Raw genomic sequence first — 24,826 nt, forward strand, 5'->3', positions numbered from 1 at the left:
AATTATTTACCGCCGGTCGCTTTTTGATGTTGATCGAGGAAGCCTTTCATTTCCGCCGGAGCCTGATATCCCGGAACGAGGTAGCCGTCATTCAGCACGATGGCTGGCGTGCCATTGACGCCAAACTGCACGCCCAGCGCGTAATGGTTGGCGATGTCGATATCGCAGCTGGCGGGTTTCACTTCTTTACCTTCCATCGCATTATCGAAGGCTTTTTTAGGATCTTTTGCACACCAGATAGCCTTCATCTGGTTTTCAACTTCGCTTGGCACACCCTGACGCGGGAAGGCAAGGTAACGCACGGTGATGCCGAGCGCGTTATAGTCTGCCATTTCGCTATGCAGTTTCTGGCAGTAGCCACACGTGATATCGGTGAACACGGTGATGACATGTTTTTCCTGTGGCGCTTTGTAGACAATCATCTCTTTTTCCAGCGCGTTCAGGTGCGGTAACAGCATCTTCGTGGTGACGTTCACTGGCTGCGCGCCACTGACATCGTACATCGGGCCCTGGATGATATGTTTGCCATCTTCGGTTACATACAGCACGCCGCTGTTGGTCAATACGGCTTTCATTCCGGCAACAGGTGCGGGCAGCACTTCACCACTTTGTACACCCAGTTTTGCCAGCGACTGTTTGATAGCCGCATCATCGGCATGCGCCGCGCCGGTAAACGCAGCCAGCAGGGTGAACATCACTAAACCTTTTTTCATAACACATCCTTAGATTGTCAGCATTCACGCCCGCGGGTGATGCTGTTGATGAAGCTTGCGCAGTCGCTCGGTAGCGACATGCGTATAAATTTGCGTGGTCGATAAATCCTGGTGGCCTAAAAGCATTTGCACCACGCGCAGATCCGCGCCGTGGTTCAGCAGATGAGTGGCAAACGCATGGCGCAAAACGTGGGGCGAGAGCTTTTCACTGTCTATGCCCGCAAGCGCCGCATAGTGCTTGATGCGGTGCCAGAAAGTCTGGCGCGTCATCTGCTGCGCGCGCTGGCTGGGAAACAGCACATCAATTGAGACACCGTTTAGCAGCCAGGGGCGACCATGCTCCAGATAGTTTTCGACCCAGTACACCGCCTCTTCGCCCAGCGGCACCAGGCGTTCTTTATTGCCTTTACCAATCACTCGCACCACGCCCTGGCGCAGGCTGATATCACTCATCGTCAGGCCAACCAGTTCAGAGACGCGAAGGCCGGTGGCATACAACACCTCAAGCATCGCTTTATCGCGTAACTCCAGCGGTTGGTCAACCACCGGCGCCTGCAAAAGCCTGCCCACCTGCGTTTCACTCAAGTCTTTCGGTAAACGTTGCGGCAATTTAGGTGATGCGAGTAAAGCGCTGGGATCGTCGCTGCGTACTTTTTCCCGATAAAGGTACTGAAAAAAACGCCGCACGGCGCTAAGCAAGCGCGCCGAGCTGGTGGCCTTATAACCACCGCTCACCCTTTCAGCTAACAGCGCTTGTAAATCATCGCCTTGCGCTTTTTCAAGACTGCTGGCGTGGTGGTGCAGCCACTCCACCACGCTTTTCAAATCGCGGCGGTAAGCGTTTAGCGTATTTTCCGCCAGGTTGTTCTCAAGCCAGAGAGCATCGAGAAACTGTTCGATACGTACGAGATCCTGTTCCATCCAGCGTCTCCTTTACTCAAACGCTGCATTATGCCTGATTGATGTACGATTCTGGTACACTGCGTGAAAAGACACATCAAGAATCGAGAAGTTTACGTTATGAATATCGGTCTGTTTTACGGTTCCAGCACCTGCTACACCGAAATGGCGGCAGAAAAAATTCGCGATATTATCGGCCCGGAACTGGTGACGCTGCACAACCTGAAAGACGATGCTCCCGCCCTGATGGAACAGTACGATGCGCTTATTCTGGGCATTCCAACCTGGGATTTCGGCGAGCTGCAGGAAGATTGGGAAGCGATTTGGGATCAGCTTGATAACCTCAATCTCGACGGAAAAATCATTGCGTTGTACGGCATGGGCGATCAGCTCGGTTACGGCGAATGGTTCCTCGACGCACTCGGCATGCTCCACGACAAACTGGCCCCCAAAGGCGCGACATTCATCGGTTACTGGCCGACAGAAGGCTATGAATTTACCAGTAAAAAACCAGTCATTGCCGACGGGCAGCTCTTTGTCGGGCTGGCGCTGGATGAAACCAATCAGTACGATTTAAGCGATGAACGTATCCAAGGCTGGTGCGAGCAAATACTGACGGAAATGGCGGAACGGCTCGGCTGAGCCATCCCCCACCTTAATGCAGCCCCTGCGCCGGATTTTGGGTGATCATCCGGCGTAGATCGCGCCACTCCTGCGAATCCATACTGTCTGCCGCCAGCCATAAATGCTGGCGCCGCCCATCTTCCGCACGGCGTAAACGCAACATCATGCCACCGCGGATCATCCAGGGCGTACCGACAATATCCCACTCCACACATTGCCAGCGCAGGCGGGAATCCATCAGCAATTTGATCTCGCCATGGCAGGCGTTGATCCGCCGCTGGCTGCGCACACAGTCGAAAACCACCAGCGACAGCAGCAAAAGCCACAGCGGCGTATAGCTCAACGGCCAGGGCATAAAAAGAATGAACGCCGCCACCAGCCCGTGCAGTAATAACGAAATCCATTGTGCGCGCCATGAGACGCGTAAATCAGATTGCCACAGGACCACGATCCCGATTCCGTGTCTGAATTAACTGCACCATTCGCTGCAACTCCGCGTCCTGGGGTTTGCCATGATTCATCAACCAGTTGAATAAATCCGGATCATCACTCTCCAGCAGACGCACAAACAGGTGCTTGTCATGGTCGCTGAGCGAGTCGTACTCGTGTTCGAAAAAAGGCATGATGGAGATATCGAGTTCGCGCATTCCGCGGCGACAGGCCCAATGGATACGGGCTTTATTATTAATATCCATGTTCTTCTCCCTTCATAGGCATGAAGGCCTATTGTAACGTGTTTTTAATATTCCTTTTGCGGAATATTTCGCTTCCCGAGCCAGCTTCCAGAATAAATCGCATCGTCTGCAAAATTATCACTGTGCTGCGTAGCGCCTCGCAATGCTCGCACAATGGCACAAATCGCATGCTTTATCGCTTGCATTGAACAATGGCTCTTTTACCATTAAGTACCAACACAGCGTTAAGCTAATCAGGACATTATTATGGCTTTTACTCCATTTCCTCCGCGTCAGCCGACCGCATCTGCCCGTCTGCCGCTGACGCTTATGACGCTCGATGACTGGGCGCTGGCAACCATTACCGGTGCGGATAGCGAGAAATATCTGCAAGGCCAGGTTACCGCTGACGTATCGAAGATGGCGGCGGATCAGCATCTGCTGGCGGCGCATTGCGATTCTAAAGGCAAAATGTGGAGCAATATGCGGTTGTTTCACTATCAGGAAGGGTTTGCCTGGATTTTGCGCCGCAGCGTGCGTGAATCGCAGTTGCGCGAACTGAAAAAGTACGCCGTATTTTCAAAAGTCACTATCGCCGCAGATGACGAACATGTGCTGCTGGGCGTTGCTGGTTTTCAGGCTCGCGCCGCGCTGGCTAATCTCTTCACAACCCTGCCGGACAGCGAAAAGCAGGTTGTACAAGACGGTGAAACAACCATTCTGTGGTTTGAACATCCGGGCGAACGGTTCCTGCTGGTTACCGATGTCGCAACAGCAGAACAGGTGACGGATAAACTGCGCGGTGAAGCACAGCTTAATAACAGCCAACAGTGGCTGGCGCTGAATATCGAAGCCGGGTTACCCGTAATTGACGAGCCAAACAGCGCACAGTTTATTCCACAGGCGACCAACCTGCAGGCGCTGGGTGGCATCAGCTTCAAAAAAGGGTGTTATACCGGGCAGGAGATGGTTGCTCGCGCGAAATTCCGCGGAGCCAACAAACGTGCGCTGTGGTATCTGGCAGGCGCTGCCAGCCGCACGCCGGAAGCGGGTGAAGATCTTGAGTTAAAAATGGGTGAAAACTGGCGTCGCACCGGTACGGTGCTGGCATCAACTCAGTTAGACGATGGCCGCGTGCTGGTTCAGGTCGTGATGAATAATGACATGGAACCAGACAGCGTGTTCCGCGTACGCGACGACGCCAATACGTTAAGCATTGAGCCTCTGCCCTACTCGCTGGAAGAAGAATAATCCGCGTTAACACATCCGCGCATGCTACAGCCGGGCCGGCACAAGCCGCCCGGCGCTACCGTTTAAACTTGTCCGACGTACAAATAGATTGCCAGGAAGTGACACACGCTGCCGCCCAGCACAAAGCCGTGCCAGATCGCGTGATTGTAGGGGATACGTTTACAGACGTAGAAAATGACGCCCAACGAGTACACCAGCCCGCCGACAGCCAGCAGCGTCACGCCGCCCACTGATAACCGCGTCGCAAGCTGATAAATCACAATCAACGACAGCCAGCCCATCGTCAGGTATGTCACCAGCGACAGCACTTTGAACCGGTGCGCAATGGTGAGCTTAAACAGGATCCCCAGTAAGGCGAGGCTCCAGATAACAATCATCAACCCACGCGCCAACGGTGAATCCAGCCCAACCAGTAAAAAAGGCGTATAGGTTCCGGCAATCAGCAGATAAATGGCGCAGTGGTCAAATTTCTTTAACCATACTTTTGCGCGCTGATGGGGGATCGCATGGTACAGCGTGGAGGCCAGAAACAGCAGGATCATGCTGCCGCCATAAAGCGCGTAGCTGGTAATCGCCGTCATACTGGCGTTGCTGTCTACCGCCTGTACCAGCAGCAGTACCAGGCCGACAATACCGAACACCAGCCCGATGCCGTGGCTGATGCTGTTGGCAATTTCCTCTGCCAGTGTGTATCCCTGTGCGATTAAAGGTTTCTTAACCATGGTAACTCCGGGAAAACTCAAAAAAACGTCGCAACACTAGAGTAACTGAGAATGATTCCAGTGCACACCTGTACGCTAAAATAAATATCGTTGATGAATGTTTCATGACGCGGACTGCCCCCATGAATGCAAAAGTCAGGGAAACGACGCCGGAGTTATGGCAGCATGTGAGCACGCAAAAAGCCTGCCGGGTTGCATTGGGCTACGTTTACAGCAAGCAAAGGATATCGCCGTGACAATGTTTACTCACTCCGCCGTCGCCAGCCTGAATACTCTGGAGATGTTGGTTTACAACTTTGTCATCAAAAATCGCGACAAAGTGATGTACATGACCATTCGTGAACTGGCCGATGCAGCGGGCGTCTCCACCACGACCGTGTTGCGCTTTTGCCGCAAGCTCAACTGCGAAGGCTACTCTGAATTTCGCGTACGTTTTAAATTATATTTAGAGCAAAATGAGCCGCCGCAAGCCAATTTTGGCGCCAGCGAAGTGATCAGCTTTTTTAAAAGCGTCAACAATGATGAGTTTGATAAATTATTAGATAACACCGTTGAGATGATATTATCTTCCGAGCGTATTATATTTGTCGGCGCAGGCACATCGGGTGCACTGGCTAAATATGGCGCAAGATTCTTCTCAAATATCGGTAAGTTCAGTAACCATATCGACGATCCTTATTTCCCGGTTACCAATGATATGGCAAAAAATGCGCTGGCAATTGTTCTTTCAGTTTCTGGCGAGACGGAAGAGATCCTCCGTTTTGCCAGCCAGTTCAGCCTGCACCACTGCAAAGTACTATCGATCACCAGCCACGAACACTCCCGCCTGGCAAAACTGGCGGACTTTAATATCTCCTGGCATGTGCCGCAAATGCGCATTAGCGGCGGCTACGATATCACTACGCAAATCCCTGTTATTTATATTCTCGAGTCGCTGGGACGTAAACTGGCGAAGAAAATAGCATAAAAAAACAGTATGTTTTTTCGGTGTAACAAATTACCCCAGCGGCAATTTGTTATATCGTGACATTTAATTCGCCTTTGTTAGACTCGTTATCAGCCAATATAACGGGAATAGCAACAATGAAAAAATTGACCTTACCGAAAGACTTTTTATGGGGCGGCGCGGTTGCCGCGCACCAGGTTGAAGGCGGCTGGAATAAAGGCGGCAAAGGCCCGAGCATTTGCGATGTTCTGACAGGCGGCGCGCACGGTGTTCCACGTGAAATCACGCAGGAAGTCGTCGCGGGCAAATATTACCCGAACCACGAAGCCGTTGATTTTTATGGACACTATAAAGAAGACATCAAGCTGTTTGCCGAAATGGGCTTCAAATGTTTTCGCACCTCCATCGCCTGGACCCGCATCTTTCCGATGGGCGATGAGCAACAGCCGAATGAAGAAGGGCTCAAGTTTTACGACGACATGTTTGATGAGCTGCTGAAATACAACATCGAGCCGGTCATCACGCTGTCCCACTTCGAAATGCCGCTGCACCTGGTCCAGCAATACGGCGGCTGGACCAACCGTAAAGTGGTCGATTTCTTTGTACGCTTCGCCGAAGTGGTTTTCGAGCGCTACAAGAATAAGGTCAAATACTGGATGACCTTTAACGAAATCAACAACCAGCGCAACTGGCGCGCGCCGCTGTTTGGCTACTGCTGTTCCGGCGTGGTCTACACCGAACATGAAAACCCGGAAGAGACCATGTATCAGGTGCTGCACCACCAGTTCGTGGCCAGCGCCATGGCGGTGAAAATCGGCCATCGTATTAACCCGGAAATGAAAATTGGCTGCATGCTGGCAATGGTGCCGCTGTATCCCTTCTCCTGTAAGCCGGACGATGTGATGTACGCGCAGGAGTCAATGCGTGAGCGTTATGTCTTTACCGACGTGCAACTGCGCGGCTACTACCCTTCTTATGTGCTGAACGAATGGGAACGCCGTGGTTTTACCATCAACATGGAAGCCGGTGACGAGGCGATTTTGCGCGAAGGGTGCTGCGATTACCTCGGTTTCAGCTACTACATGACTAACGCGGTGAAAGCGGAAGGCGGCGCTGGCGATGCGCTCTCCGGTTTCCAGGGCAGTGTCCCTAACCCGCATGTTAAAGCGTCTGACTGGGGCTGGCAGATTGATCCGATTGGCCTGCGCTATGCATTGTGCGAGCTGTACGAACGCTACCAGAAACCGCTGTTTATCGTGGAGAACGGGTTTGGCGCGTACGACAACGTCGAAGCTGACGGCAGCATCAACGACGATTACCGCATTGATTATCTGCGGGCACACGTTAAAGAGATGGTCAAAGCGGTGACCCACGATGGCGTGGATCTGATGGGTTATACACCCTGGGGCTGTATCGACTGCGTCTCTTTTACCACCGGCCAGTACAGCAAACGCTACGGTTTTATCTACGTGAACAAGCACGATGATGGCACTGGCGATATGTCGCGTTCCCGTAAAAAGAGCTTTAACTGGTATAAAGAAGTGATTGCCAGCAACGGCGAAAATCTTTGACGTTGTTAACTCCTCTCCCTGGCGGGAGGGGAGTGCTTATCTGCCACCGGCTAAATCCAGAAAACTGCCGGTAACATACGACGCTTTGTCACTTAACAGCCAGACAATTCCCTGCGCCACCTCTTCCGGTTGCCCACCGCGCCGCATCGGGATCGCGCTGCTCACCCGGTCCACACGCCCGGGCTCGCCGCCGCTGGCATGCATCTCTGTATAGATAAAACCCGGACGCACGCCATTCACGCGGATGCCATCCGCCGCAACTTCCAGTGCCAGCCCGGTCGTTAGCGTATCGACCGCGCCTTTGGAGGCCGCATAATCCACATATTCACCGGGCGAACCGAGGCGCGCCGCAGCCGAAGAAACATTAACAATCGCGCCGCCGTGCCCACCGTGTTGGGTGGACATCCGTTTGACCGCTTCGCGACAGCAGAGGAAATAGCCCGTCACGTTGGTCGCCAGCACGCGATTAATACGCTCTGCGCTCAGTTGCTCCACCCGGCTTTGCTGAAACAGGATCCCGGCGTTATTGACCAGCGCGGTAAGCGGTTCCGGTTTTTCATCTATACACGCGAACATGGCCTGTACCTGCGCTTCATCGCTGATATCGGCCTGCACCGCGAACGCATGACCACCCTGTGCGATGATTTCCGCCACCACGCCGTCGGCAGCGGGCTTGTTGCTGTGGTAATTAACAGCAACGGTGTAGCCTTCCTGCGCCAGCAGCAACGCGGTCGCGCGACCGATTCCCCGGCTGCCACCGGTGACTAATGCAATCGCCATCTGTGTCTCCTGAAAAGTAAAAGGGCGCCGAAGCGCCCTTAAAAGATAGCTTAATCAGCGTATTACTGATATTCGCTCATCGGTACGCAGGAACAGAACAGATTACGGTCGCCGTACACATCGTCCAGACGCTTCACGGTCGGCCAGTATTTGTTGGCAAAACCAGCCGGGAACACCGCCAGTTCGCGGGTGTAACCGTGGTTCCACTCAGCCACCAGCTCATTCTGTGTATGCGGAGCGTTAACCAGCGGGTTATCTTCCAGCGTCCACTCGCCCTGTTTCACACGTTCGATTTCCGCACGAATCGCCAGCATGGCATCGATAAAGCGATCCAGTTCGACTTTGCTTTCAGATTCAGTCGGTTCCACCATCAGCGTACCGGCAACCGGGAAGGACATGGTCGGCGCATGGAAACCGTAATCAATCAGGCGCTTAGCGATATCCAGTTCGCTGATGCCGGTCTCTTCTTTCAGCGGGCGAATGTCGAGAATACATTCGTGCGCAACGCGACCATCGCGACCGGTATACAGCACCGGGAAAGCCTCTTTCAGACGGCTGGCGATGTAGTTGGCATTAAGGATCGCCACCTGGCTCGCTTGTTTCAGCCCTTCCGCGCCCATCATGCGGATATACATCCAGCTGATTGGCAGAATCGACGCGCTGCCAAACGGTGCCGCAGAGACCGCGCCCTGGCGGGTGAGCATCCCTTCAATCTGCACCACGCTGTGACCCGGCACAAACGGTGCCAGATGCGCTTTCACGCCAATCGGCCCCATGCCCGGACCGCCACCGCCGTGCGGAATGCAGAAGGTTTTATGCAGGTTGAGATGCGACACATCCGCGCCGATAAAGCCCGGCGATGTTATACCCACCTGGGCGTTCATGTTCGCGCCATCCAGGTAAACCTGGCCGCCGAACTGATGCACCACTTCGCATACTTCGCGGATCGTCTCTTCATACACACCGTGGGTGGACGGGTACGTCACCATGATGCAGGAGAGGTTGTCGCCCGCCTGCTCTGCTTTCGCACGCAGATCGGCCAGATCGATGTTGCCGTTTTTATCACAAGCAACCACCACAACCTGCATCCCCGCCATCTGCGCCGATGCCGGGTTGGTGCCATGCGCAGAGCTTGGGATCAGGCAGATATCGCGGTGACCTTCATTGCGGCTTTCATGATAGTGACGGATCGCCAGCAGGCCTGCGTATTCGCCCTGCGCGCCGGAGTTCGGCTGCATGCAGAGCGCATCATACCCTGTCAGTTTTACCAGCCAGTCGGAGAGCTGGGCGATCATCTGGTGATAACCTTCTGCCTGTTCCGGCGGACAAAACGGGTGCAGTTCGGCAAATTCCGGCCAGGTGATCGGGATCATTTCCGCCGCCGCGTTCAGTTTCATGGTGCAGGAACCCAGCGGGATCATCGCCTGGTTCAGCGCCAGATCTTTACGCTCCAGCGAATGCATGTAACGCATCATCTCGGTTTCGCTGTGATAGCGGTTAAACACCGGATGCGTCAGGAAAGCGTCTTCGCGCAGCATGCTCTGCGGGATAGAACGGCTGTCGAGCGCGACCTCTTTATCCAGCGCATCAATATCGAGGCCGTGTTTATCGCCCAGCAACACGTTAAATAGCACCTGCACATCTTCACGCGTGGTGGTTTCATCCAGCGTGATGCCAACGGCGTTGAGAATGTCGCTACGCAGGTTGATCTCCTGCGCTTCGGCGCGGGCCAGCACGGCGGCTTTGTCCGCGACATCAACACACAGGGTGTCGAAGTAGTGCGCGTGGCGCAGTTTCAGGCCGCCACGCTGCAAACCGGCAGCAAGAATATCGGTCAGGCGATGAATACGTCCGGCAATGCGTTTCAGCCCGGCCGGGCCGTGGAACACCGCGTACAAGCTGGCAATGTTGGCCAGCAGCACTTGCGAAGTACAGATGTTGGAGTTGGCTTTCTCGCGGCGAATATGCTGCTCGCGCGTCTGCATCGCCATGCGCAGCGCGGTGTTACCGGCGGCATCTTTCGACACGCCGATAATGCGGCCTGGCATGGAGCGTTTGAATTCATCTTTTGCAGCAAAGAATGCCGCGTGCGGGCCACCGTAGCCCATCGGCACGCCAAAGCGCTGCGCGGAGCCGAACACAATGTCGGCACCCTGTTTGCCCGGCGCAGTCAGTTGCACCAGCGCCAGCAAATCAGCGGCGACACTAACCACAATTTTGCGGGATTTCAGCTCATTAATCAGCACGCTGTAATCATGCACTTCGCCCGTGGTACCGACCTGCTGGAGCAGTACGCCGAACACATCCTGGTGATCAAGAACTTTGGCCGCGTCATCAACAATCACATCAAAACCGAAGGTTTCGGCGCGAGTGCGCACGACATCCAGCGTTTGCGGATGCACATCGGCGGCGACGAAGAAGCGGTTGGCGCCTTTCAGTTTGCTGACGCGCTTCGCCATGGCCATTGCTTCAGCCGCCGCAGTGGCTTCATCCAGCAGCGACGCGGAAGCGATATCCAGCCCGGTGAGATCGAGCGTAACCTGCTGGAAGTTGAGCAGCGCTTCAAGGCGACCCTGCGACACTTCTGGCTGATACGGGGTGTAAGCGGTGTACCAGCCCGGATTTTCCAGCATGTTGCGCAGAATAACTGGTGGCAGCTGCACGGCGGTGTAGCCCATGCCAATGTAAGACTTAAAGCGCTTGTTGCGGCTGGCAATCGCTTTCAGCTCGGCCAGGGCCGCGAACTCAGTGGTCGATTCCCCAACCTGCGGCGGTGTTGCAAGCTGGATGTCTTTTGGCACGATCTGGCCAATCAGTGCGTTTAACGAATCCGCGCCAACTGTGTTCAGCATCTCCTGCTGTTGCTGAGCATCCGGCCCGATGTGACGTCCAATGAAAGCGCCACGGTTTTCAAGCTGGCTTAAAGTCTGTGTCATGAGCGATGGTTCCTGAAACGTGCAGTGAATCGATGTAGAAATTACCTGAATACGCTGAACCCTTCGCGTTGCAGGAAGGCGGCGACGCAGCATATCCCCAGGCGCAAACATCAGTAAGCAACTGGGGATAGCGAGGAAGCCAACGCGTCTGCTACGCGAAGGATAAGGCGTATTTACTCGTCTTCGAGCAGTGCGGCGTAGGCTGTTGCGTCCAGCAGGGCGGCAATTTCTGCTTCGTCGCTGGCTTTAATTTTGAAGATCCAGCCTTCGCCATACGGCTCGCTGTTGACCAGCTCTGGTGAATCCGCCAGTTGGTCGTTGACTGCCACGATCTCACCGCTGATTGGCGCGTAGATATCAGAAGCCGCTTTTACCGATTCGGCAACGGCGCAATCATCGCCCGCGCTAACGGTCGTGCCCGCTTCCGGCAGATCGACAAACACCATATCGCCCAGCAGTTCCTGTGCGTGTTCGGTGATGCCAACGGTGTAGGTCCCGTCCGCTTCTTTGCGCAGCCACTCGTGTTCTTTGCTGTATTTCAGTTCGCCTGGTACGTTGCTCATTTCATTCTCTCCAGATAAAAAGGTTACGCGACAGCTTTGCCAGCGCGCACAAAAACAGGTTTAGTGACTTTGACCGGCATTTCACGGTTGCGGATCTGTACAACGGCATTTTCGCCGATCCCCGCCGGAACACGCGCCAGTGCAATACTGTAGCCGAGCGTAGGCGAGAACGTACCGCTGGTGATCACGCCTTTTTGCACATTGCCATGCGCATCGGTGAAGTGCACCGGCAGTTCATTACGCAATACGCCTTTTTCCGTCATCACCAGGCCAACCAGCTGTTCGGTGCCTTTTTCACGCTGCAGTTCCAGCGCGTCGCGGCCAATAAAGTCTCGCTCCTGCGGCTCCCAGGCAATCGTCCAGCCCATGTTGGCGGCCAGCGGAGAGATACCTTCATCCATCTCCTGACCGTACAGGTTCATACCCGCTTCCAGACGCAGCGTGTCGCGCGCGCCCAGGCCGCAAGGTTTCACGCCCGCATTGACCAGCGCCTGCCAGAAGCTGGGCGCTTTTTCGTTAGGCAGCGCAATTTCATACCCTGCTTCACCGGTATAACCGGTGGTCGCAATGAACAGATCACCGGCTTCAACGCCAAAGAACGGTTTCATACCTTCAACGGCGCGGCGCTGCTCGTCTGTAAACAGGCTGGCGGCTTTCGCCTGCGCGTTCGGGCCCTGGACCGCAATCAGCGACAAATCATCACGGACGGTGATGTCGATGGCATAAGGTTCAGCGTGTTGGGAAATCCAGGAGAGGTCTTTTTCGCGGGTGGCGGAGTTTACAACGAGGCGGAAGAAATCTTCGGTAAAGTAATAGACGATTAAGTCATCAATTACGCCGCCCGAGGCATTTAGCATACCGGAATAGAGCGCTTTACCGGGCTTCGTGAGTTTTGCGACGTCGTTTGCCAGCAAATAACGCAGAAACTCCCGGGTGCGGCTGCCTTTGAGATCGACGATGGTCATATGCGACACATCAAACATTCCGGCATCGGTGCGCACCGCATGGTGCTCGTCAATTTGCGAGCCGTAATGCAGCGGCATCATCCAGCCATGGAAGTCCACCATGCGGGCGCCGTTTAGCGTGTGTTGTTCGTATAAAGGGGTCTGCTGAGCCATCTTTTCCTCGTCGAATAAGCTGAGCCATCACGTTTTTCGGCGGCGTGATTTGCGCCAAAACAACTGGTGCCGACACCGTTTTACGACGTCGACGCAAACGTTCTCTTTGGCCTGAACTTATCACCGAAAGCAGTGCTTAACCATAAGGAAAAATGGTCCATCACATTAGCTTATGACCCGTCACGCACAAAATACCATTAGAGCATTATTCTGTTGAATAACGCCTCACCCTTCATAAAAAATCAGCATCAACGACAAACCAGAGGAGAGTGCAGCATTTCACTCTGTAAAAGAGTGGATTTTCCCGAAAAGAAAAAAACGTAACATGAGAAAATCTAATCCGAAAAATGAGGTGAAATTAGAATATTTCAAATGAGGTAGAGGTATCCCTTCCCGGGACCGGGAAGGGAAAGTGTGATGCAGTTAACGTAACCACTCAGGCAGATCGTTAAGACCCATCGCCTGGCGTAACAACCGCGTTTTCACACCGGGAAGGGTATCTGCCAGTTTCAGGCCGATATCGCGCAGCAGTTTCTTAGCCGGGTTTGCACCTGAGAAGAGTTCGCGAAAGCCCTGCATCCCGGCCAGCATCAGCGCCGCGCTGTGTTTGCGGCTGCGCTCATAGCGGCGCAAATAAAGATGTTGACCAATGTCTTTACCTTCACGGCTCAGACGCTTCAGCTCGGTGATCAACTCAGCGACATCCATAAACCCGAGATTAACACCCTGCCCCGCCAGCGGGTGAATAGTGTGCGCTGCATCGCCAACCAGCGCCAGGCGGTGCCCGGCAAACTGGCGCGCATAGCGGCCGGTGAGCGGATAGACCTGACGTTCGCTCTCAACACGGCACAGTCCAAGGCGATTATCGAACGCCACACACAGCGCCTGGTTGAATGCTTCATCGCTCGCCTGCTGCATAGCTTTCGCCTGCTCAGGCGGCAGCGACCAGACAATTGAGCACAAATGCGGATCGTTAAGCGGCAAAAACGCGAGAATGCCGTCGGCGTGAAACACCTGGCGCGCTACCGCCTGATGCGGCTCATCGGTGCGAATGGTCGCCACGAGCGCATGATGATGGTAATCCCAGAACGTCAACGGAATATCGGCCTTGTTGCGCAGCCAGGAGTTCGCGCCATCTGCGCCAACCACCAGCCGTGCAGTAAGCATGGTGCCATCTTTTAAGGTCAGAAACGCGTCGTTTTCGCCCCACGCCACCTGCTGCAACTCAGCCGGGGCCAGCAGGGTGACGTCCTTGCATTGGCGGGCTTTATCCCACAGTGCCTGGTGGATCACCGCGTTTTCGATAATGTAACCAAGATGGCTGTAGCCCATGCTCTGGTCGTCAAACGCGATGCGGCCAAAACTGTCTTTGTCCCACACTTCCATGCCGTGATAGCGCCCGGCACGTTGGGCAATAATGTTTGACCAGACGCCAAGGTGCGTCAGTAACTTTTCGCTGGCAGCATTGATCGCTGACACGCGCAGCGCCGGAGGCGCATCCTCCGCCAGCGGTGTCGGTTCATTCTGCTCCAGCACCGCCACGCGCAACCCACTGCCCTGTAAACCACAGGCCAGCGCCAGCCCGACCATACCGCCGCCGACAATCGCAACATCAACACTCTGCACTCTTCGCTCCTTTTGTCTTTAACGGGCAACCCAACCGAGGGTACGCTGCGCCAGCGCATCGCGCGCCGGAGTAAATAATTCCATTGCCATCAGCCCGGCATTCCGCCCGACGACCAACGGCATCCAGTGATTGGCAAACAGATGCACCAGCCCATCGGTGACGCCGATAGTGGCTTTTTTGTCCGCATGGCGGCGATCGCGGTAGCCCGTCAACACGGGATAGTAGCCAACATCTCGCTGAGCCGCCCACGCCTCAGCCAGCGTTTCCGCCAGCGTCATCACATCGCGCATGCCGAGGTTAAAACCCTGTCCGGCGATAGGATGCAGCGTTTGCGCGGCATTGCCGACCAGCACCGCGCGGTGCGAGACAGGCGAAGAGGCCGCGGTCAGCGTCAGCGGGTAAACGCTGCGTTTGCCCACGTGCAGGATGCGCCCAAGCCGCCAGCCAAAGGCTTTTTGTAACTCGTGGCAGAAACGTTCGTCAGACCAGGCGGCAATCTGCTGCTGTTTTTCCAGCGGATGACACCACACCAGCGAACAGCGACCTTGTGACATCGGCAACATTGCCAGCGGGCCATGTTGGGTAAAACGCTCAAACGCCCGCCCCTGATGCGCCACAGAGGTGGTGACGTTGGCGATGACCGCCGCCTGGTGATAAGGCGCTTGCTGCCAGTCCACACCCAGTTGCTCACCAATGCGTGAACGGGAGCCGTCTGCCGCCACCAGTAACTGACCAGTAATCGATTCACCACTTTCCAGCGTTACGCTCACCTGCTCCTCATCACGGGCAACCGCGCTGACTTTCGCCGGGCAATGCAGTGTCACGCCGGGCGCGTTTTGCAGTAGCGTGAACAGCCGCTGCCCAACGTCGTGCAGTTCGACAACGTAGCCAAGCGCATCGATGTGGTAATCCTGCGCATCCAGCGTGACAAAGCCTGCATGGCCGCGATCACTGACATGAACCGTTGAAATTGGCGTTGCGCAGGAAGCGATGGCTTGCCAGATGCCGATACGCGCCAGCTGCTGGCACGTGCCTGCCGCTAACGCAATGGCGCGGGCGTCAAACCCCGGATGCGCGGATGCGCCGGGAACGCTGGCTTCTACCAGATGAACAGGTAATTTGCCGTGAGTAAGATGAGAAATCGCCAGCGCAAGCGTTGCGCCAGCCATGCCACCGCCAACGATAATCACACTCATGAACGTGATGCCGCCATCAGCGCTTCAATCTCGTCAGCGGTTTTCACGACGCTGGCGGTCAGATTTTCGTTGCCGTCTTCAGTGATGACGATGTCATCTTCAATACGAATACCAATACCGCGATACTGCTCCGGCACATCGGCATCCGGCGCGATGTAAAGACCTGGTTCAACCGTCAGCACCATGCCCGGTGCCAGCTCACGCGAGCGGTCTTTGCCGTAGACACCGACATCGTGCACATCCAACCCGAGCCAGTGGCTTAAGCCGTGCATAAAAAACGGGCGGTGGGCGTTTTTTTCCACCAGTTCATCGACTTCACCTTTCAGGATGCCGAGCTTCACCAGCCCGGTAATCATGATGCGCACCACTTCGCTGGTCACTTCCTGGATGGACGTGCCTGGGCGGAAAAGCGCAAGGGCTCGTTCCAGCGAGGCCAGCACGATATCGTAGATTTCACGCTGCGCCGGGCTGAATTTACCGTTTACCGGGAAGGTGCGGGTGATATCACCGGCATATCCTTTGTATTCACAACCGGCATCAATCAACACCAGATCGCCGTCGCGCATCTGGCTCTCATTTTCCGTGTAGTGCAGAATGCAGCCGTTGACGCCGGAACCCACAATGGTGTTATAGGAGGGAAAACGCGCGCCGTGGCGGTTAAACTCGTGCTGAATTTCACCTTCAAGCTGATATTCAAACATCCCCGGACGGCAAACCTGCATCGCGCGGGTATGCGCCAGCGCGGAGATCTCCCCGGCGCGACGCATCACGTCTATCTCTTCGGCAGATTTAAACAGGCGCATTTCATGCACCATCGGCCGCCAGTCGGTTAACGTTGGCGGCGCAAGCAGATTCTGACGCGAGCCTTTGCGCAACTTATCCAGCGCAGTGAACACAATGGTGTCGGCATAGTCGAATTCACCCTGCGCGTGGTACACGGCATCAAGACCGTTAAGTAATTGATAAAGATGTTCGTTGATTTCCGGGAACGCCAGTGCGCGATCGACGCCCAGCTTTTCCGGCGCGGCTTCCTGACCCAGGCGACGACCAAACCAGATCTCGGCGGTTTTGTCGCGCACGCGGTTGAACAGCACGCTGTGGTTGTGGGTGTCATCACTTTTGATCAGCACCAGCACCGCTTCCGGCTCGTTAAAACCGGTGAAATACCAGAAATCGCTGTGCTGGCGGTACGGGTATTCACTGTCTGCGCTGCGGGTGGCTTCCGGTGCGGCGAAAATTAGCGCCGCGCTGCCCGGAACCATCTGCGCCAGTAATACCTGGCGGCGACGGAGAAATTCAAGCTGTGTCATGACACCGACTCCCTACAAGGTGAATTAATGTAACGTGGGCTTACGCACTTCCGGTGCGGTAGGCTGCGGGCGAGTGAACGTGTCGTGGCACAGCAGCGCCGCGACGCGGACGTACTCGACGATCTCTTCGAGCGACATTTCCAGCTCTTCTTGATCTTCGTCTTCGTCATAACCCAACTGTGCAATATTGCGCAGATCGTCAATCGCTTCGCCGGTTTCACCCGTCACTTTATCGAGCTTCGGCTGGGTGACGCCCAGCCCCAGCAGGAAATGGTTCACCCAGCCCGCCAGCGCGTCGGCGCGGTCGAAAACGCTAACATCGTCGCCATCCGGCAGATAGAGCTGAAACAAGAAACCGTCATCTTCCAGCGAGTCGCTGGTGGCTGAATGCATGCTGCGCAGCGCTTGCGCCAGCTCGTGACCGAATGCCAGACCGTCGTTGGTTAAATCATGCAGCAACGGCTGCCAGGAACTATCGTTGTTACCGCCGCAAAGGATCCCCGCGATAAGCCCGTGCATTTCAGCAGGAAGTAATCCCACGCCCTGTTGGTTGAGTAGCTGGGCTACATCGTTGTAACCAGGTATTTCGTTCTGTATAGACATGCGCATTCGTCGTCGTTGGGGGGAATATTCATGATATGCTACCACTTTGGCCCCTGGTGATATACCCGTGATGCTTCACGTTCCATGCGTTTGCATGCACACCGAATCATTAAGGTATAGACGCAAAAAGCTTGAAAGCGCGCGCCGGGGTAGCTTATAGTGTCGCCCCTTCGCAGCCCAGGGCTCGGATGCGAAGGCAGAGCGCAGTCAAACAGCAGGAAGGTGGCATGTCTGCACAACCCGTCGATATCCAAATTTTTGGCCGTTCACTGCGAGTGAATTGCCCGCCTGAACAGAGGGATGCTCTGAATCAGGCCGCGGAGGATCTGAATCAGCGGTTGCAAGATCTGAAGGTTCGCACTAGAGTCACAAATACTGAGCAGTTGGTGTTTATCGCCGCGTTGAACATTAGTTACGAGCTGACTCAGGAAAAAGCAAAGACCCGCGAATACGCCGCCAGCATGGAACAGCGTATTCGGATGTTACAGCAGACCATCGAACAGGCATTGCTTGATCAAGGTCGCATAACAGAAAGACCGGGACCAAAGTTTGAATAACGCTTCAGGGTCATCTGTGTTAGAGTGACCGTGAAGCCAAAAAATATCTCTGAGATGTTTGCAAGCGGGCCAGTCCCCTGAGCCGATATTTCATACCACAAGAATGTGGCGATCCATGGTTGGTGAGCATGCTCGGTCCGTCCGAGAAGCCTTAAAGCTATGACGACGCATTCACCTTGAACCAAGGGTTCAAGGGTTACAGCCAGCGGCGGCATCTCGGAGATTCCCTTCTTTTTTTACAACCATCATGACGCAACTTCCTGATTTTCCTTCGTCACGACAAGAAATCCGCAAAATTATTCGCCAGCGCCGTCGTGCACTCACTCCTGAACAACAAACGCACTTCGCCCAGCAGGCCGCGGCGCGCATGATGGCATATGCGCCGGTTGTGATGGCACACAGCGTAGCGTTGTTTCTCTCTTTTGATGGTGAGCTGGATACCCAACCGCTGATTGAGCAACTCTGGCGTAGCGGTAAACGGGTTTACTTGCCGGTATTGCATCCCTTTAGCCCCGGTAATTTGCTGTTTCTGCATTACCATCCGCACAGCGAGCTGGTTGTTAACCGTCTGAAAATTCAGGAACCGAAGCTGGATGTGCGTGATGTGTTGCCGCTCAACCAACTCGACGTGCTGATTACGCCGCTCGTCGCCTTTGATGAACAAGGGCAACGCCTGGGCATGGGCGGTGGTTTTTACGATCGCACGTTACAAAACTGGCGTGAGTATGGCCTGCAACCGGTGGGTTATGCGCATGATTGCCAGGGTGTGGAGAAGCTGCCAGTAGAAGAGTGGGATATCCCGCTGCCTGCGGTGGTTACGCCATCCAGAATATGGCAATGGTAACTTTCCCCTCCCTTGCGGGAGAGGAAAGCGCAACGTTTAGAACAGCAGACGGGAACGAATGGTGCCCGGAATCGCTTTCATGCTCTGCAGCGCTTTCTGCGCCACATCTTCATCCGCTTCAATATCAATAACCACATAACCCATATACGGCGTAGTCTGCAGGTACTGCGCGGCAATGTTGATATTCTGGCTGGCGAAAATCTGGTTGAGCGCGGTCAGCACACCAGGGCGGTTTTCGTGGATGTGTAGTAAACGACGGCCACCGTGCAACGGCAAAGAAACTTCCGGGAAATTCACCGCAGAAAGCGTCGAACCGTTGTCGGAGTACTTGATCAGTTTACCGGCCACTTCCAGACCGATATTTTCCTGCGCTTCCTGCGTGGAACCGCCAATGTGCGGCGTCAGCAGGACATTATCGAATTCACACAGCGGAGAGTCGAACGGATCGCTGTTGGTCGCCGGTTCAGTCGGGAACACGTCGATTGCCGCGCCCGCCAGATGTTTACGCTTCAGCGCATCGCACAGTGCCGGAATATCCACCACCGTGCCGCGTGCGGCGTTGATCAGCAGTGCGCCCGGCTTCATCAGCGCCAGCTCTTCCGGCCCAATCATATCTTTTGTAGAAGCGTTTTCCGGCACATGCAGGCTCACGACATCGCTCATATTCAGCAAGTCGGAGAGATGTTGTACCTGCGTTGCATTGCCGAGTGGCAATTTGCTTTCGATATCATAGAAATAGACATGCATCCCCAGCGATTCCGCCAGAATACCGAGCTGCGTGCCAATATGGCCGTAACCGATAATACCGAGTTTTTTACCGCGCGCTTCATACGAACCAACTGCCAGCTTGTTCCAGATACCACGGTGCGCTTTGGCGTTCGCTTCAGGAATCCCACGCATCAGCAGCAGCAGCTCGCCAATGACTAACTCTGCCACCGAACGGGTGTTGGAGAACGGCGCGTTGAATACCGGAATACCGCGCTTCGCCGCCGCATCCAGATTCACCTGGTTGGTACCGATACAGAAACAGCCGATAGCCACCAGTTTTTCCGCCGCAGCGATGATATCTTCAGTCAGTTGAGTACGGGATCGCAGGCCGATAAAGTGGGCATCACGGATGGACTCTTTCAGTTGCTCGCTATCCAGCGCGCCTTTGTGAAACTCAATGTTGGTGTAACCCGCAGCGCGAAGGCTATCCAGAGCTTTCTGGTGCACCCCTTCGACGAGCAGAAATTTAATCTTGTCTTTCTCCAGTGATACCTTTGCCATTTACCCGACCCTGTTTTTTGTCTTGACTGTGATGTTGTGCAGATTGCAATCCGCGTTAGTCAACATATCAAAAAAAACTATCGCGGCAATATGAACGTTTGCGTCAGGTATCTGAAGAAATGTCATACAGCGGGAAATGGCAGAGAAAAATGCTAAAAAACAAGACGCAAGCGGCAGGTAACGCATGACGAGGGCTAAAACGTGACAGATATCACCAAATTTGCCCATTGCAGATTTTTTACAGGGAGGCATGTGCCTCCCTGTCAGATCATTTCACGATAGTTTTCACGCCATCAGCGGTGCCGATCAGCGCCACATCCGCGCCACGGTTAGCAAATAACCCTACAGTCACTACGCCCGGCAACGCATTGATGCTGTTTTCCAGCGCAATCGGGTCGATGATCTCAAGACCGTAAACATCCAGAATGACGTTGCCGTTATCCGTCACCACGTTCTGGCGATATTCCGGGCGACCGCCCAGCTTGACCAGCTCGCGGGCAACAGCGCTACGCGCCATCGGAATCACTTCCACCGGCAGCGGGAATTTGCCAAGGATATCAACCTGTTTGGAGGCATCCGCGATGCAGATGAATTTATCCGCCACCGAGGCGATAATTTTCTCACGCGTCAGCGCCGCGCCGCCGCCCTTGATCATCTGCATCTGGCCGTTAATCTCATCCGCGCCGTCCACATAAATGCCAAGCCGGTCCACCTCGTTGAGATCGAACACGGTAATGCCAAGGCTTTTCAGTTTCTCGGTGGACGCGTCCGAGCTAGAAACCGCGCCTTCAATCTGGCCTTTCATCGTGCCCAGCGCGTCAATAAAATGTGCAGCGGTAGAGCCGGTGCCAACCCCTACAATGGTGCCAGGTTCTACATACTTCAGCGCTGCCCAGCCCACTGCTTTTTTGAGTTCATCCTGCGTCATGGTCGTTTGCCTGTGGTGTGAAATTTCAGGCGCATTATAGACCAGCGTTACCCAAAATGTCCCTGTGACCAGTGTCACATTACGCGACGTCCAATTTCGTCTGTACCGAACAAAAAATTATGTCATAGTGCTGAGTACGATTTTTTCAGGAGAATGCCCGAGCAATGAAACGTCCGGACTACAGAACATTACAGGCGCTTGATGCGGTTATTCGTGAGCGCGGATTTGAACGTGCCGCACAAAAGCTGTGTATTACCCAGTCCGCCGTGTCGCAGCGCATTAAGCAACTGGAAAATATGTTTGGTCAGCCGCTACTGGTGCGTACCGTTCCACCTCGTCCCACCGAGCAGGGGCAAAAGTTGCTGGCGTTGCTGCGCCAGGTCGAGCTACTGGAAGAAGAGTGGCTTGGCGACGAACAAACCGGCTCCACACCGCTGCTGTTATCGCTGGCGGTCAACGCCGACAGCCTGGCGACCTGGCTGCTGCCTGCATTAGCCCCGGTACTGGCCGACTCACCAATTCGCCTGAATCTGCAGGTGGAAGACGAAACCCGCACTCAGGAGCGTTTGCGTCGCGGTGAGGTCGTTGGCGCGGTGAGTATTCAGCCACAGGCGCTTCCCAGTTGCCTGGTCGACCAACTTGGCGCGCTGGATTATCTGTTCGTCGGTTCGAAAGCGTTCGCCGAGCGCTATTTCCCGAACGGCGTCACCCGCTCCGCATTGCTCAAAGCACCGGCGGTCGCGTTTGATCATCTCGATGATATGCATCAGGCGTTTTTACAGCAGTATTTCGACTTACCGCCGGGCAGCGTGCCTTGCCATATCGTCAACTCTTCCGAAGCGTTTGTTCAACTGGCGCGCCAGGGGACGACCTGCTGCATGATCCCGCATCTGCAAATCGAAAAAGAGCTGAACAGCGGTGATCTGATCGACCTGACGCCCGGTTTGCTGCAGCGCCGGATGCTGTACTGGCACCGTTTTGCGCCGGAAAGCCGGATGATGCGCAACGTCACGGACGCACTGCTGGAATATGGGCATCGGGTGTTAAGGCAGGATTAATAAAACGCCCTCTTCCCGGCCGGGAGAGGGCGAAGAGGATTACTTCGCCGGTGCCGCAGCCTGCGGCTGGCTCTGAGTCGGTTCCAGCTGGAATACGACATCTACCTGATCAGCAAACTGAATCGACGGTTGCTCATAGGTTTCCTGTGCGGATGCGGCTTCTGGCGCATCCGCTTTCATCATGCGTACCATCGGGCTCGGCTGATAGTTGGACACATGGTAGCGCACGCTGTAGATCGGGCCGAGTTTAGCGTTAAAGCCCGCCGCTAACTGCTGCGCCTGGTGCGTTGCATCATCGATAGCCGCTTTGCGCGCTTTATCTTTGAAAGACTCCGGTTGCGCAACGCCCAGCGATACAGAACGAATTTCGTTCAGCCCCGCTTTCAGCGCGCCATCCAGCAGTGAATTAAGTTTATCCAGCTCACGCAGCGTGACTTCCACAGTACGCACTGCGCGGTAGCCTTTCAGAATACTTTTGCCGTTCTGGTAGTCATAATCAGGTTGTGTGCGTAAGTTGGCGGAATTAATGTCTTTCCGGGCGATGCCGTTTTGCTCAAGAAAGCTAAGATATTGCGCAACACGGTCATCGGCCTGTTTTTTGGCTGAGGCAGCGTCTTTCGCGGCGACATTAACCTCAATCGCCAGCGTGGCGATGTCCGGGGTCGCGTCCACGCTTGCCGTACCTGAGGTGACAATATGCGGGCCGTCCGGCAATTCGCTCGCCTGTACCGCCATCCCGCTGAAACCGACCATTGCCGCCAGGGCCATCACTTTAAATTTCACAGTTGCTCCTCCATGGTGCTTTTGTTACGCCCAGAATTGCAGGACGCCTGGCAGCAAGCTTAGCGGCTAAGCGTGAATTGTCCATCGGACTTACCTTAACTGAATAATCCCTGCATATGGTGCACGCCTTCGCGCGCCAGCTGGAAAGCGATAAACCACATCACCAGCCCCACCAGCGTGTTAATCACCCGCTGTGCTTGCACTGTGCGCAAACATGGAGCAAGCCAGGCCGCAAGTAAAGCAAGGCTGAAAAACCACAGGAAGGAGGCGCTCACCGTGCCCAACGCAAACCAGCGTTTTGGCTCCGCATCCAGCTGACCACCTAAACTGCCGAGCACCACAAACGTATCGAGGTAAACGTGGGGGTTCAACCAGGTAACCGCCAGCATCGTGGCGATTATGCGCCAGCGCCCCTGGCGCATTGCTTCAGCATTCGCCAGTTCAATGGTGCTACCGAACGCCGTTCTCAGTGCACCAAAGCCGTACCACAACAGAAACGCCACGCCGCCCCCCGTCACCAGTGCCAACAGCCACGGCGACTGCATCAGCAATGCGCTCCCACCGAAAATACCCGCGCAAATCAGTAATACGTCGCTGAGCGTGCAAAGCGCTGCGGTCATGATATGGAACTGCCTGCGGATGCCCTGATTCATAACAAAAGCATTTTGTGGCCCAAGCGGCAGGATCAACGCAGCCCCAAGCATAAGGCCTTGAAAATAATAAGATAGCACGAGGTGATTCCATCAGAATTGTTTCGAACACTGACTATAGCGCGGGACAATCATTAGATGAAATGGATAATACTAATCGTTAATAAGCTTTCCTAATAACGAAGAGCACAAATAAGGCCGGAACCCCGGCCTTGATATTTACTGCTCTGTGGAATTTTTCACGCGTTTGAAATTCACGTCCATCTGTGGATACGGGAAACTGATACCATGTTCGTCAAAACGGCGTTTGATAAGTTCAAGCACATCCCAATAAACGTTTTGCAGATCGCTGCTCTTGCTCCAGACGCGGACTACAAAATTGATCGATGAAGGTCCTAATTCATTGAGGCGTACCGTCATTTCGCGATCTTTGATAATGCGTTCGTCAGCCTGAATAATTTCAGTCAGGATGCGTTTCACCTCATCAATATCTGAATCATACGCCACGCCAATAATAAACTCGTTGCGCCGCACCGGTTCACGGGAGAAGTTAACAATATTCCCGGCGATGATTTTGCCATTCGGTATAACCACAATACGCCCATCGACAGTGCGCATGGTGGTGGAGAAAATCTGCACCTGCAATACCGTACCGGCCACACCACCCAGATCAACATACTCGCCTGAGCGGAACGGGCGGAAAGTTACCAGCAGCACGCCAGCAGCAAGGTTAGAGAGCGAGCCTTGCAACGCCAGACCGATGGCCAGACCGGCGGCGCCAAGAACCGCGATCACCGAGGCGGTTTGCACGCCAACGCGTCCCAGTGCGGCAATCAAAGTGAACGCGATAATACCGTAGCGCACCAGCGCGGAAAGGAAATCCGCCACCGTCGCGTCAATGTGGCGCGCCACCATCAGGCGGTTAACAGTATTCGAGACAATGCGCGCCACAATCATCCCGACAATGATGATAGCAATAGCCGCCACGATATTAACGGCATAGCTCAATAGCAGCGCCTGGTTGTTCACCAGCCATGAACCTGCATTATTAATGCTGTCGACAACGTCAAGATCTTCCATTCGAGCTTCCTTATGTTGTTCCAAAACGGGAAAACCACCCCTTCCAGCAAGGAGAGATCCCTAAAGGGTAAACAATAAGCCGCCATTTCGCCAAGTTGATCACATTTTGTGTTCGCAGGCATT

The 24,826-nt window shown here is 54.7% G+C and carries 25 protein-coding genes and 1 other RNA gene; 8 read left to right on the plus strand and 18 right to left on the minus strand.

What is annotated here, in order from left to right; translation table 11 throughout:
* Positions 1 to 2: 2 nt before the first annotated feature.
* Both dsbC and xerD read right to left on the minus strand, forming a co-directional pair.
* On the minus strand, positions 3 to 713 hold the full coding sequence (dsbC, locus tag AAIG26_RS14275; RefSeq protein ID WP_343180813.1) for a bifunctional protein-disulfide isomerase/oxidoreductase DsbC: 711 nt from the start codon (positions 711 to 713) through the stop codon (positions 3 to 5).
* Positions 714 to 737: 24 nt separating this feature from the next.
* Positions 738 to 1,634 carry a site-specific tyrosine recombinase XerD gene (gene xerD, locus AAIG26_RS14280; protein ID WP_343180815.1) on the minus strand — a complete coding sequence of 299 codons (897 nt, stop codon included), beginning with the start codon at positions 1,632 to 1,634 and terminating at the stop codon, positions 738 to 740.
* Between the two features lie 99 nt (positions 1,635 to 1,733).
* Here xerD and fldB point away from each other — a divergent pair, with 99 nt between their 5' ends.
* On the plus strand, positions 1,734 to 2,255 hold the full coding sequence (gene fldB, locus AAIG26_RS14285) for a flavodoxin FldB (protein WP_020455133.1): 522 nt from the start codon (positions 1,734 to 1,736) through the stop codon (positions 2,253 to 2,255).
* Between the two features lie 13 nt (positions 2,256 to 2,268).
* Here fldB and AAIG26_RS14290 read toward each other — a convergent pair whose 3' ends face one another.
* The gene (locus tag AAIG26_RS14290) at positions 2,269 to 2,685 is read right to left on the minus strand and encodes a protein YgfX (RefSeq protein ID WP_343180817.1); all 417 of its coding nucleotides are present in this window, start codon (positions 2,683 to 2,685) and stop codon (positions 2,269 to 2,271) included.
* Positions 2,666 to 2,932: an FAD assembly factor SdhE gene (gene sdhE, locus AAIG26_RS14295; protein ID WP_020455135.1), complete on the minus strand. Its 267-nt coding sequence runs from the start codon at positions 2,930 to 2,932 to the stop codon at positions 2,666 to 2,668. Before sdhE ends, AAIG26_RS14290 begins: the two co-directional genes overlap by 20 nt.
* 246 nt (positions 2,933 to 3,178) lie before the next feature.
* On the opposite strand from sdhE, the gene ygfZ reads away from it, so the two are divergent.
* Positions 3,179 to 4,162: a tRNA-modifying protein YgfZ gene (gene ygfZ / locus AAIG26_RS14300; RefSeq protein ID WP_020455136.1), complete on the plus strand. Its 984-nt coding sequence runs from the start codon at positions 3,179 to 3,181 to the stop codon at positions 4,160 to 4,162.
* A 62-nt stretch (positions 4,163 to 4,224) separates the two neighbouring features.
* Here ygfZ and AAIG26_RS14305 read toward each other — a convergent pair whose 3' ends face one another.
* On the minus strand, positions 4,225 to 4,884 hold the full coding sequence (locus AAIG26_RS14305) for a hemolysin III family protein (protein ID WP_020455137.1): 660 nt from the start codon (positions 4,882 to 4,884) through the stop codon (positions 4,225 to 4,227).
* A 238-nt stretch (positions 4,885 to 5,122) separates the two neighbouring features.
* Here AAIG26_RS14305 and AAIG26_RS14310 point away from each other — a divergent pair, with 238 nt between their 5' ends.
* Both AAIG26_RS14310 and AAIG26_RS14315 read left to right on the plus strand, forming a co-directional pair.
* Entirely contained in the window at positions 5,123 to 5,851 is a 729-nt protein-coding gene (locus AAIG26_RS14310; protein ID WP_343180935.1) for a MurR/RpiR family transcriptional regulator, read from the plus strand.
* A 116-nt stretch (positions 5,852 to 5,967) separates the two neighbouring features.
* Positions 5,968 to 7,401, plus strand: a complete 1,434-nt coding sequence (locus AAIG26_RS14315; protein ID WP_343180818.1) for a 6-phospho-beta-glucosidase — start codon at positions 5,968 to 5,970, stop codon at positions 7,399 to 7,401.
* Positions 7,402 to 7,437: 36 nt separating this feature from the next.
* Here the strand turns inward: AAIG26_RS14315 and AAIG26_RS14320 are convergent, their stop codons facing one another.
* From AAIG26_RS14320 to AAIG26_RS14355, 8 genes are all read right to left on the minus strand, one after another.
* Positions 7,438 to 8,181, minus strand: a complete 744-nt coding sequence (locus tag AAIG26_RS14320) for an SDR family oxidoreductase (protein ID WP_097406122.1) — start codon at positions 8,179 to 8,181, stop codon at positions 7,438 to 7,440.
* Between the two features lie 62 nt (positions 8,182 to 8,243).
* Positions 8,244 to 11,117: an aminomethyl-transferring glycine dehydrogenase gene (gcvP, locus tag AAIG26_RS14325; protein WP_020455141.1), complete on the minus strand. Its 2,874-nt coding sequence runs from the start codon at positions 11,115 to 11,117 to the stop codon at positions 8,244 to 8,246.
* A gap of 173 nt (positions 11,118 to 11,290) precedes the next feature.
* Positions 11,291 to 11,680: a glycine cleavage system protein GcvH gene (gene gcvH, locus AAIG26_RS14330; RefSeq protein WP_020455142.1), complete on the minus strand. Its 390-nt coding sequence runs from the start codon at positions 11,678 to 11,680 to the stop codon at positions 11,291 to 11,293.
* A 23-nt stretch (positions 11,681 to 11,703) separates the two neighbouring features.
* Entirely contained in the window at positions 11,704 to 12,798 is a 1,095-nt protein-coding gene (gene gcvT, locus AAIG26_RS14335; protein WP_020455143.1) for a glycine cleavage system aminomethyltransferase GcvT, read from the minus strand.
* Positions 12,799 to 13,221: 423 nt separating this feature from the next.
* Positions 13,222 to 14,424, minus strand: a complete 1,203-nt coding sequence (gene ubiI, locus AAIG26_RS14340; protein ID WP_020455144.1) for an FAD-dependent 2-octaprenylphenol hydroxylase — start codon at positions 14,422 to 14,424, stop codon at positions 13,222 to 13,224.
* Positions 14,425 to 14,442: 18 nt separating this feature from the next.
* A complete protein-coding gene (gene ubiH, locus AAIG26_RS14345) occupies positions 14,443 to 15,621 on the minus strand; it encodes a 2-octaprenyl-6-methoxyphenyl hydroxylase (protein WP_343180819.1) in 1,179 nt (392 codons plus the stop codon).
* Positions 15,618 to 16,931: a Xaa-Pro aminopeptidase gene (pepP, locus tag AAIG26_RS14350; RefSeq protein WP_160268736.1), complete on the minus strand. Its 1,314-nt coding sequence runs from the start codon at positions 16,929 to 16,931 to the stop codon at positions 15,618 to 15,620. Before pepP ends, ubiH begins: the two co-directional genes overlap by 4 nt.
* 24 nt (positions 16,932 to 16,955) lie before the next feature.
* On the minus strand, positions 16,956 to 17,534 hold the full coding sequence (locus AAIG26_RS14355; protein ID WP_086873856.1) for a YecA family protein: 579 nt from the start codon (positions 17,532 to 17,534) through the stop codon (positions 16,956 to 16,958).
* A 227-nt stretch (positions 17,535 to 17,761) separates the two neighbouring features.
* Between AAIG26_RS14355 and zapA the strand changes: the two genes are divergently transcribed.
* The 3 genes from zapA (at position 17,762) to AAIG26_RS14370 (ending at position 18,935) form a co-directional block, all read left to right on the plus strand.
* The gene (gene zapA / locus AAIG26_RS14360; protein WP_017457603.1) at positions 17,762 to 18,091 is read left to right on the plus strand and encodes a cell division protein ZapA; all 330 of its coding nucleotides are present in this window, start codon (positions 17,762 to 17,764) and stop codon (positions 18,089 to 18,091) included.
* Positions 18,092 to 18,134: 43 nt separating this feature from the next.
* A non-coding RNA gene (ssrS, locus tag AAIG26_RS14365) (6S RNA) lies at positions 18,135 to 18,318 on the plus strand.
* 20 nt (positions 18,319 to 18,338) lie between these two features.
* Entirely contained in the window at positions 18,339 to 18,935 is a 597-nt protein-coding gene (locus AAIG26_RS14370) for a 5-formyltetrahydrofolate cyclo-ligase (protein ID WP_343180821.1), read from the plus strand.
* 36 nt (positions 18,936 to 18,971) lie between these two features.
* On the opposite strand, the gene serA is transcribed toward AAIG26_RS14370, so the two are convergent.
* Positions 18,972 to 20,204, minus strand: a complete 1,233-nt coding sequence (gene serA / locus AAIG26_RS14375) for a phosphoglycerate dehydrogenase (protein ID WP_017457601.1) — start codon at positions 20,202 to 20,204, stop codon at positions 18,972 to 18,974.
* Positions 20,205 to 20,472: 268 nt separating this feature from the next.
* Positions 20,473 to 21,132, minus strand: coding sequence for a ribose-5-phosphate isomerase RpiA (gene rpiA / locus AAIG26_RS14380; protein ID WP_020455150.1), 660 nt, complete (start codon positions 21,130 to 21,132; stop codon positions 20,473 to 20,475).
* A 164-nt stretch (positions 21,133 to 21,296) separates the two neighbouring features.
* On the opposite strand from rpiA, the gene argP reads away from it, so the two are divergent.
* Entirely contained in the window at positions 21,297 to 22,190 is an 894-nt protein-coding gene (gene argP / locus AAIG26_RS14385) for a DNA-binding transcriptional regulator ArgP (protein ID WP_017457598.1), read from the plus strand.
* 39 nt (positions 22,191 to 22,229) lie between these two features.
* Here argP and AAIG26_RS14390 read toward each other — a convergent pair whose 3' ends face one another.
* From AAIG26_RS14390 to mscS, 3 genes are all read right to left on the minus strand, one after another.
* A complete protein-coding gene (locus AAIG26_RS14390; protein ID WP_020455151.1) occupies positions 22,230 to 22,973 on the minus strand; it encodes an oxidative stress defense protein in 744 nt (247 codons plus the stop codon).
* A gap of 95 nt (positions 22,974 to 23,068) precedes the next feature.
* Positions 23,069 to 23,704: an arginine exporter ArgO gene (gene argO, locus AAIG26_RS14395; RefSeq protein ID WP_343180822.1), complete on the minus strand. Its 636-nt coding sequence runs from the start codon at positions 23,702 to 23,704 to the stop codon at positions 23,069 to 23,071.
* Positions 23,705 to 23,842: 138 nt separating this feature from the next.
* Positions 23,843 to 24,703 (minus strand): small-conductance mechanosensitive channel MscS, encoded by an 861-nt coding sequence (gene mscS, locus AAIG26_RS14400; RefSeq protein WP_020455153.1) that lies wholly within the window; start codon positions 24,701 to 24,703, stop codon positions 23,843 to 23,845.
* Positions 24,704 to 24,826 lie beyond the last annotated feature (123 nt).

This window comes from Kosakonia sp. PSU_27 (genome assembly GCF_039409795.1).
GTDB lineage: Bacteria > Pseudomonadota > Gammaproteobacteria > Enterobacterales > Enterobacteriaceae > Kosakonia.

What these genes read in the sequence shown, in the direction of transcription:
- dsbC (WP_343180813.1), bottom strand. Translation starts at nt 713, where the DNA reads ATGAAAAAAGGTTTAGTGATGTTCACCCTGCTGGCTGCGTTTACCGGC.
- xerD (WP_343180815.1), bottom strand. Translation starts at nt 1,634, where the DNA reads ATGGAACAGGATCTCGTACGTATCGAACAGTTTCTCGATGCTCTCTGG.
- fldB (WP_020455133.1), top strand. Translation starts at nt 1,734, where the DNA reads ATGAATATCGGTCTGTTTTACGGTTCCAGCACCTGCTACACCGAAATG.
- sdhE (WP_020455135.1), bottom strand. Translation starts at nt 2,932, where the DNA reads ATGGATATTAATAATAAAGCCCGTATCCATTGGGCCTGTCGCCGCGGA.
- ygfZ (WP_020455136.1), top strand. Translation starts at nt 3,179, where the DNA reads ATGGCTTTTACTCCATTTCCTCCGCGTCAGCCGACCGCATCTGCCCGT.
- AAIG26_RS14305 (WP_020455137.1), bottom strand. Translation starts at nt 4,884, where the DNA reads ATGGTTAAGAAACCTTTAATCGCACAGGGATACACACTGGCAGAGGAA.
- AAIG26_RS14310 (WP_343180935.1), top strand. Translation starts at nt 5,123, where the DNA reads ATGTTTACTCACTCCGCCGTCGCCAGCCTGAATACTCTGGAGATGTTG.
- AAIG26_RS14315 (WP_343180818.1), top strand. Translation starts at nt 5,968, where the DNA reads ATGAAAAAATTGACCTTACCGAAAGACTTTTTATGGGGCGGCGCGGTT.
- AAIG26_RS14320 (WP_097406122.1), bottom strand. Translation starts at nt 8,181, where the DNA reads ATGGCGATTGCATTAGTCACCGGTGGCAGCCGGGGAATCGGTCGCGCG.
- gcvP (WP_020455141.1), bottom strand. Translation starts at nt 11,117, where the DNA reads ATGACACAGACTTTAAGCCAGCTTGAAAACCGTGGCGCTTTCATTGGA.
- gcvH (WP_020455142.1), bottom strand. Translation starts at nt 11,680, where the DNA reads ATGAGCAACGTACCAGGCGAACTGAAATACAGCAAAGAACACGAGTGG.
- gcvT (WP_020455143.1), bottom strand. Translation starts at nt 12,798, where the DNA reads ATGGCTCAGCAGACCCCTTTATACGAACAACACACGCTAAACGGCGCC.
- ubiH (WP_343180819.1), bottom strand. Translation starts at nt 15,621, where the DNA reads ATGAGTGTGATTATCGTTGGCGGTGGCATGGCTGGCGCAACGCTTGCG.
- pepP (WP_160268736.1), bottom strand. Translation starts at nt 16,931, where the DNA reads ATGACACAGCTTGAATTTCTCCGTCGCCGCCAGGTATTACTGGCGCAG.
- AAIG26_RS14355 (WP_086873856.1), bottom strand. Translation starts at nt 17,534, where the DNA reads ATGTCTATACAGAACGAAATACCTGGTTACAACGATGTAGCCCAGCTA.
- zapA (WP_017457603.1), top strand. Translation starts at nt 17,762, where the DNA reads ATGTCTGCACAACCCGTCGATATCCAAATTTTTGGCCGTTCACTGCGA.
- AAIG26_RS14370 (WP_343180821.1), top strand. Translation starts at nt 18,339, where the DNA reads ATGACGCAACTTCCTGATTTTCCTTCGTCACGACAAGAAATCCGCAAA.
- serA (WP_017457601.1), bottom strand. Translation starts at nt 20,204, where the DNA reads ATGGCAAAGGTATCACTGGAGAAAGACAAGATTAAATTTCTGCTCGTC.
- rpiA (WP_020455150.1), bottom strand. Translation starts at nt 21,132, where the DNA reads ATGACGCAGGATGAACTCAAAAAAGCAGTGGGCTGGGCAGCGCTGAAG.
- argP (WP_017457598.1), top strand. Translation starts at nt 21,297, where the DNA reads ATGAAACGTCCGGACTACAGAACATTACAGGCGCTTGATGCGGTTATT.
- mscS (WP_020455153.1), bottom strand. Translation starts at nt 24,703, where the DNA reads ATGGAAGATCTTGACGTTGTCGACAGCATTAATAATGCAGGTTCATGG.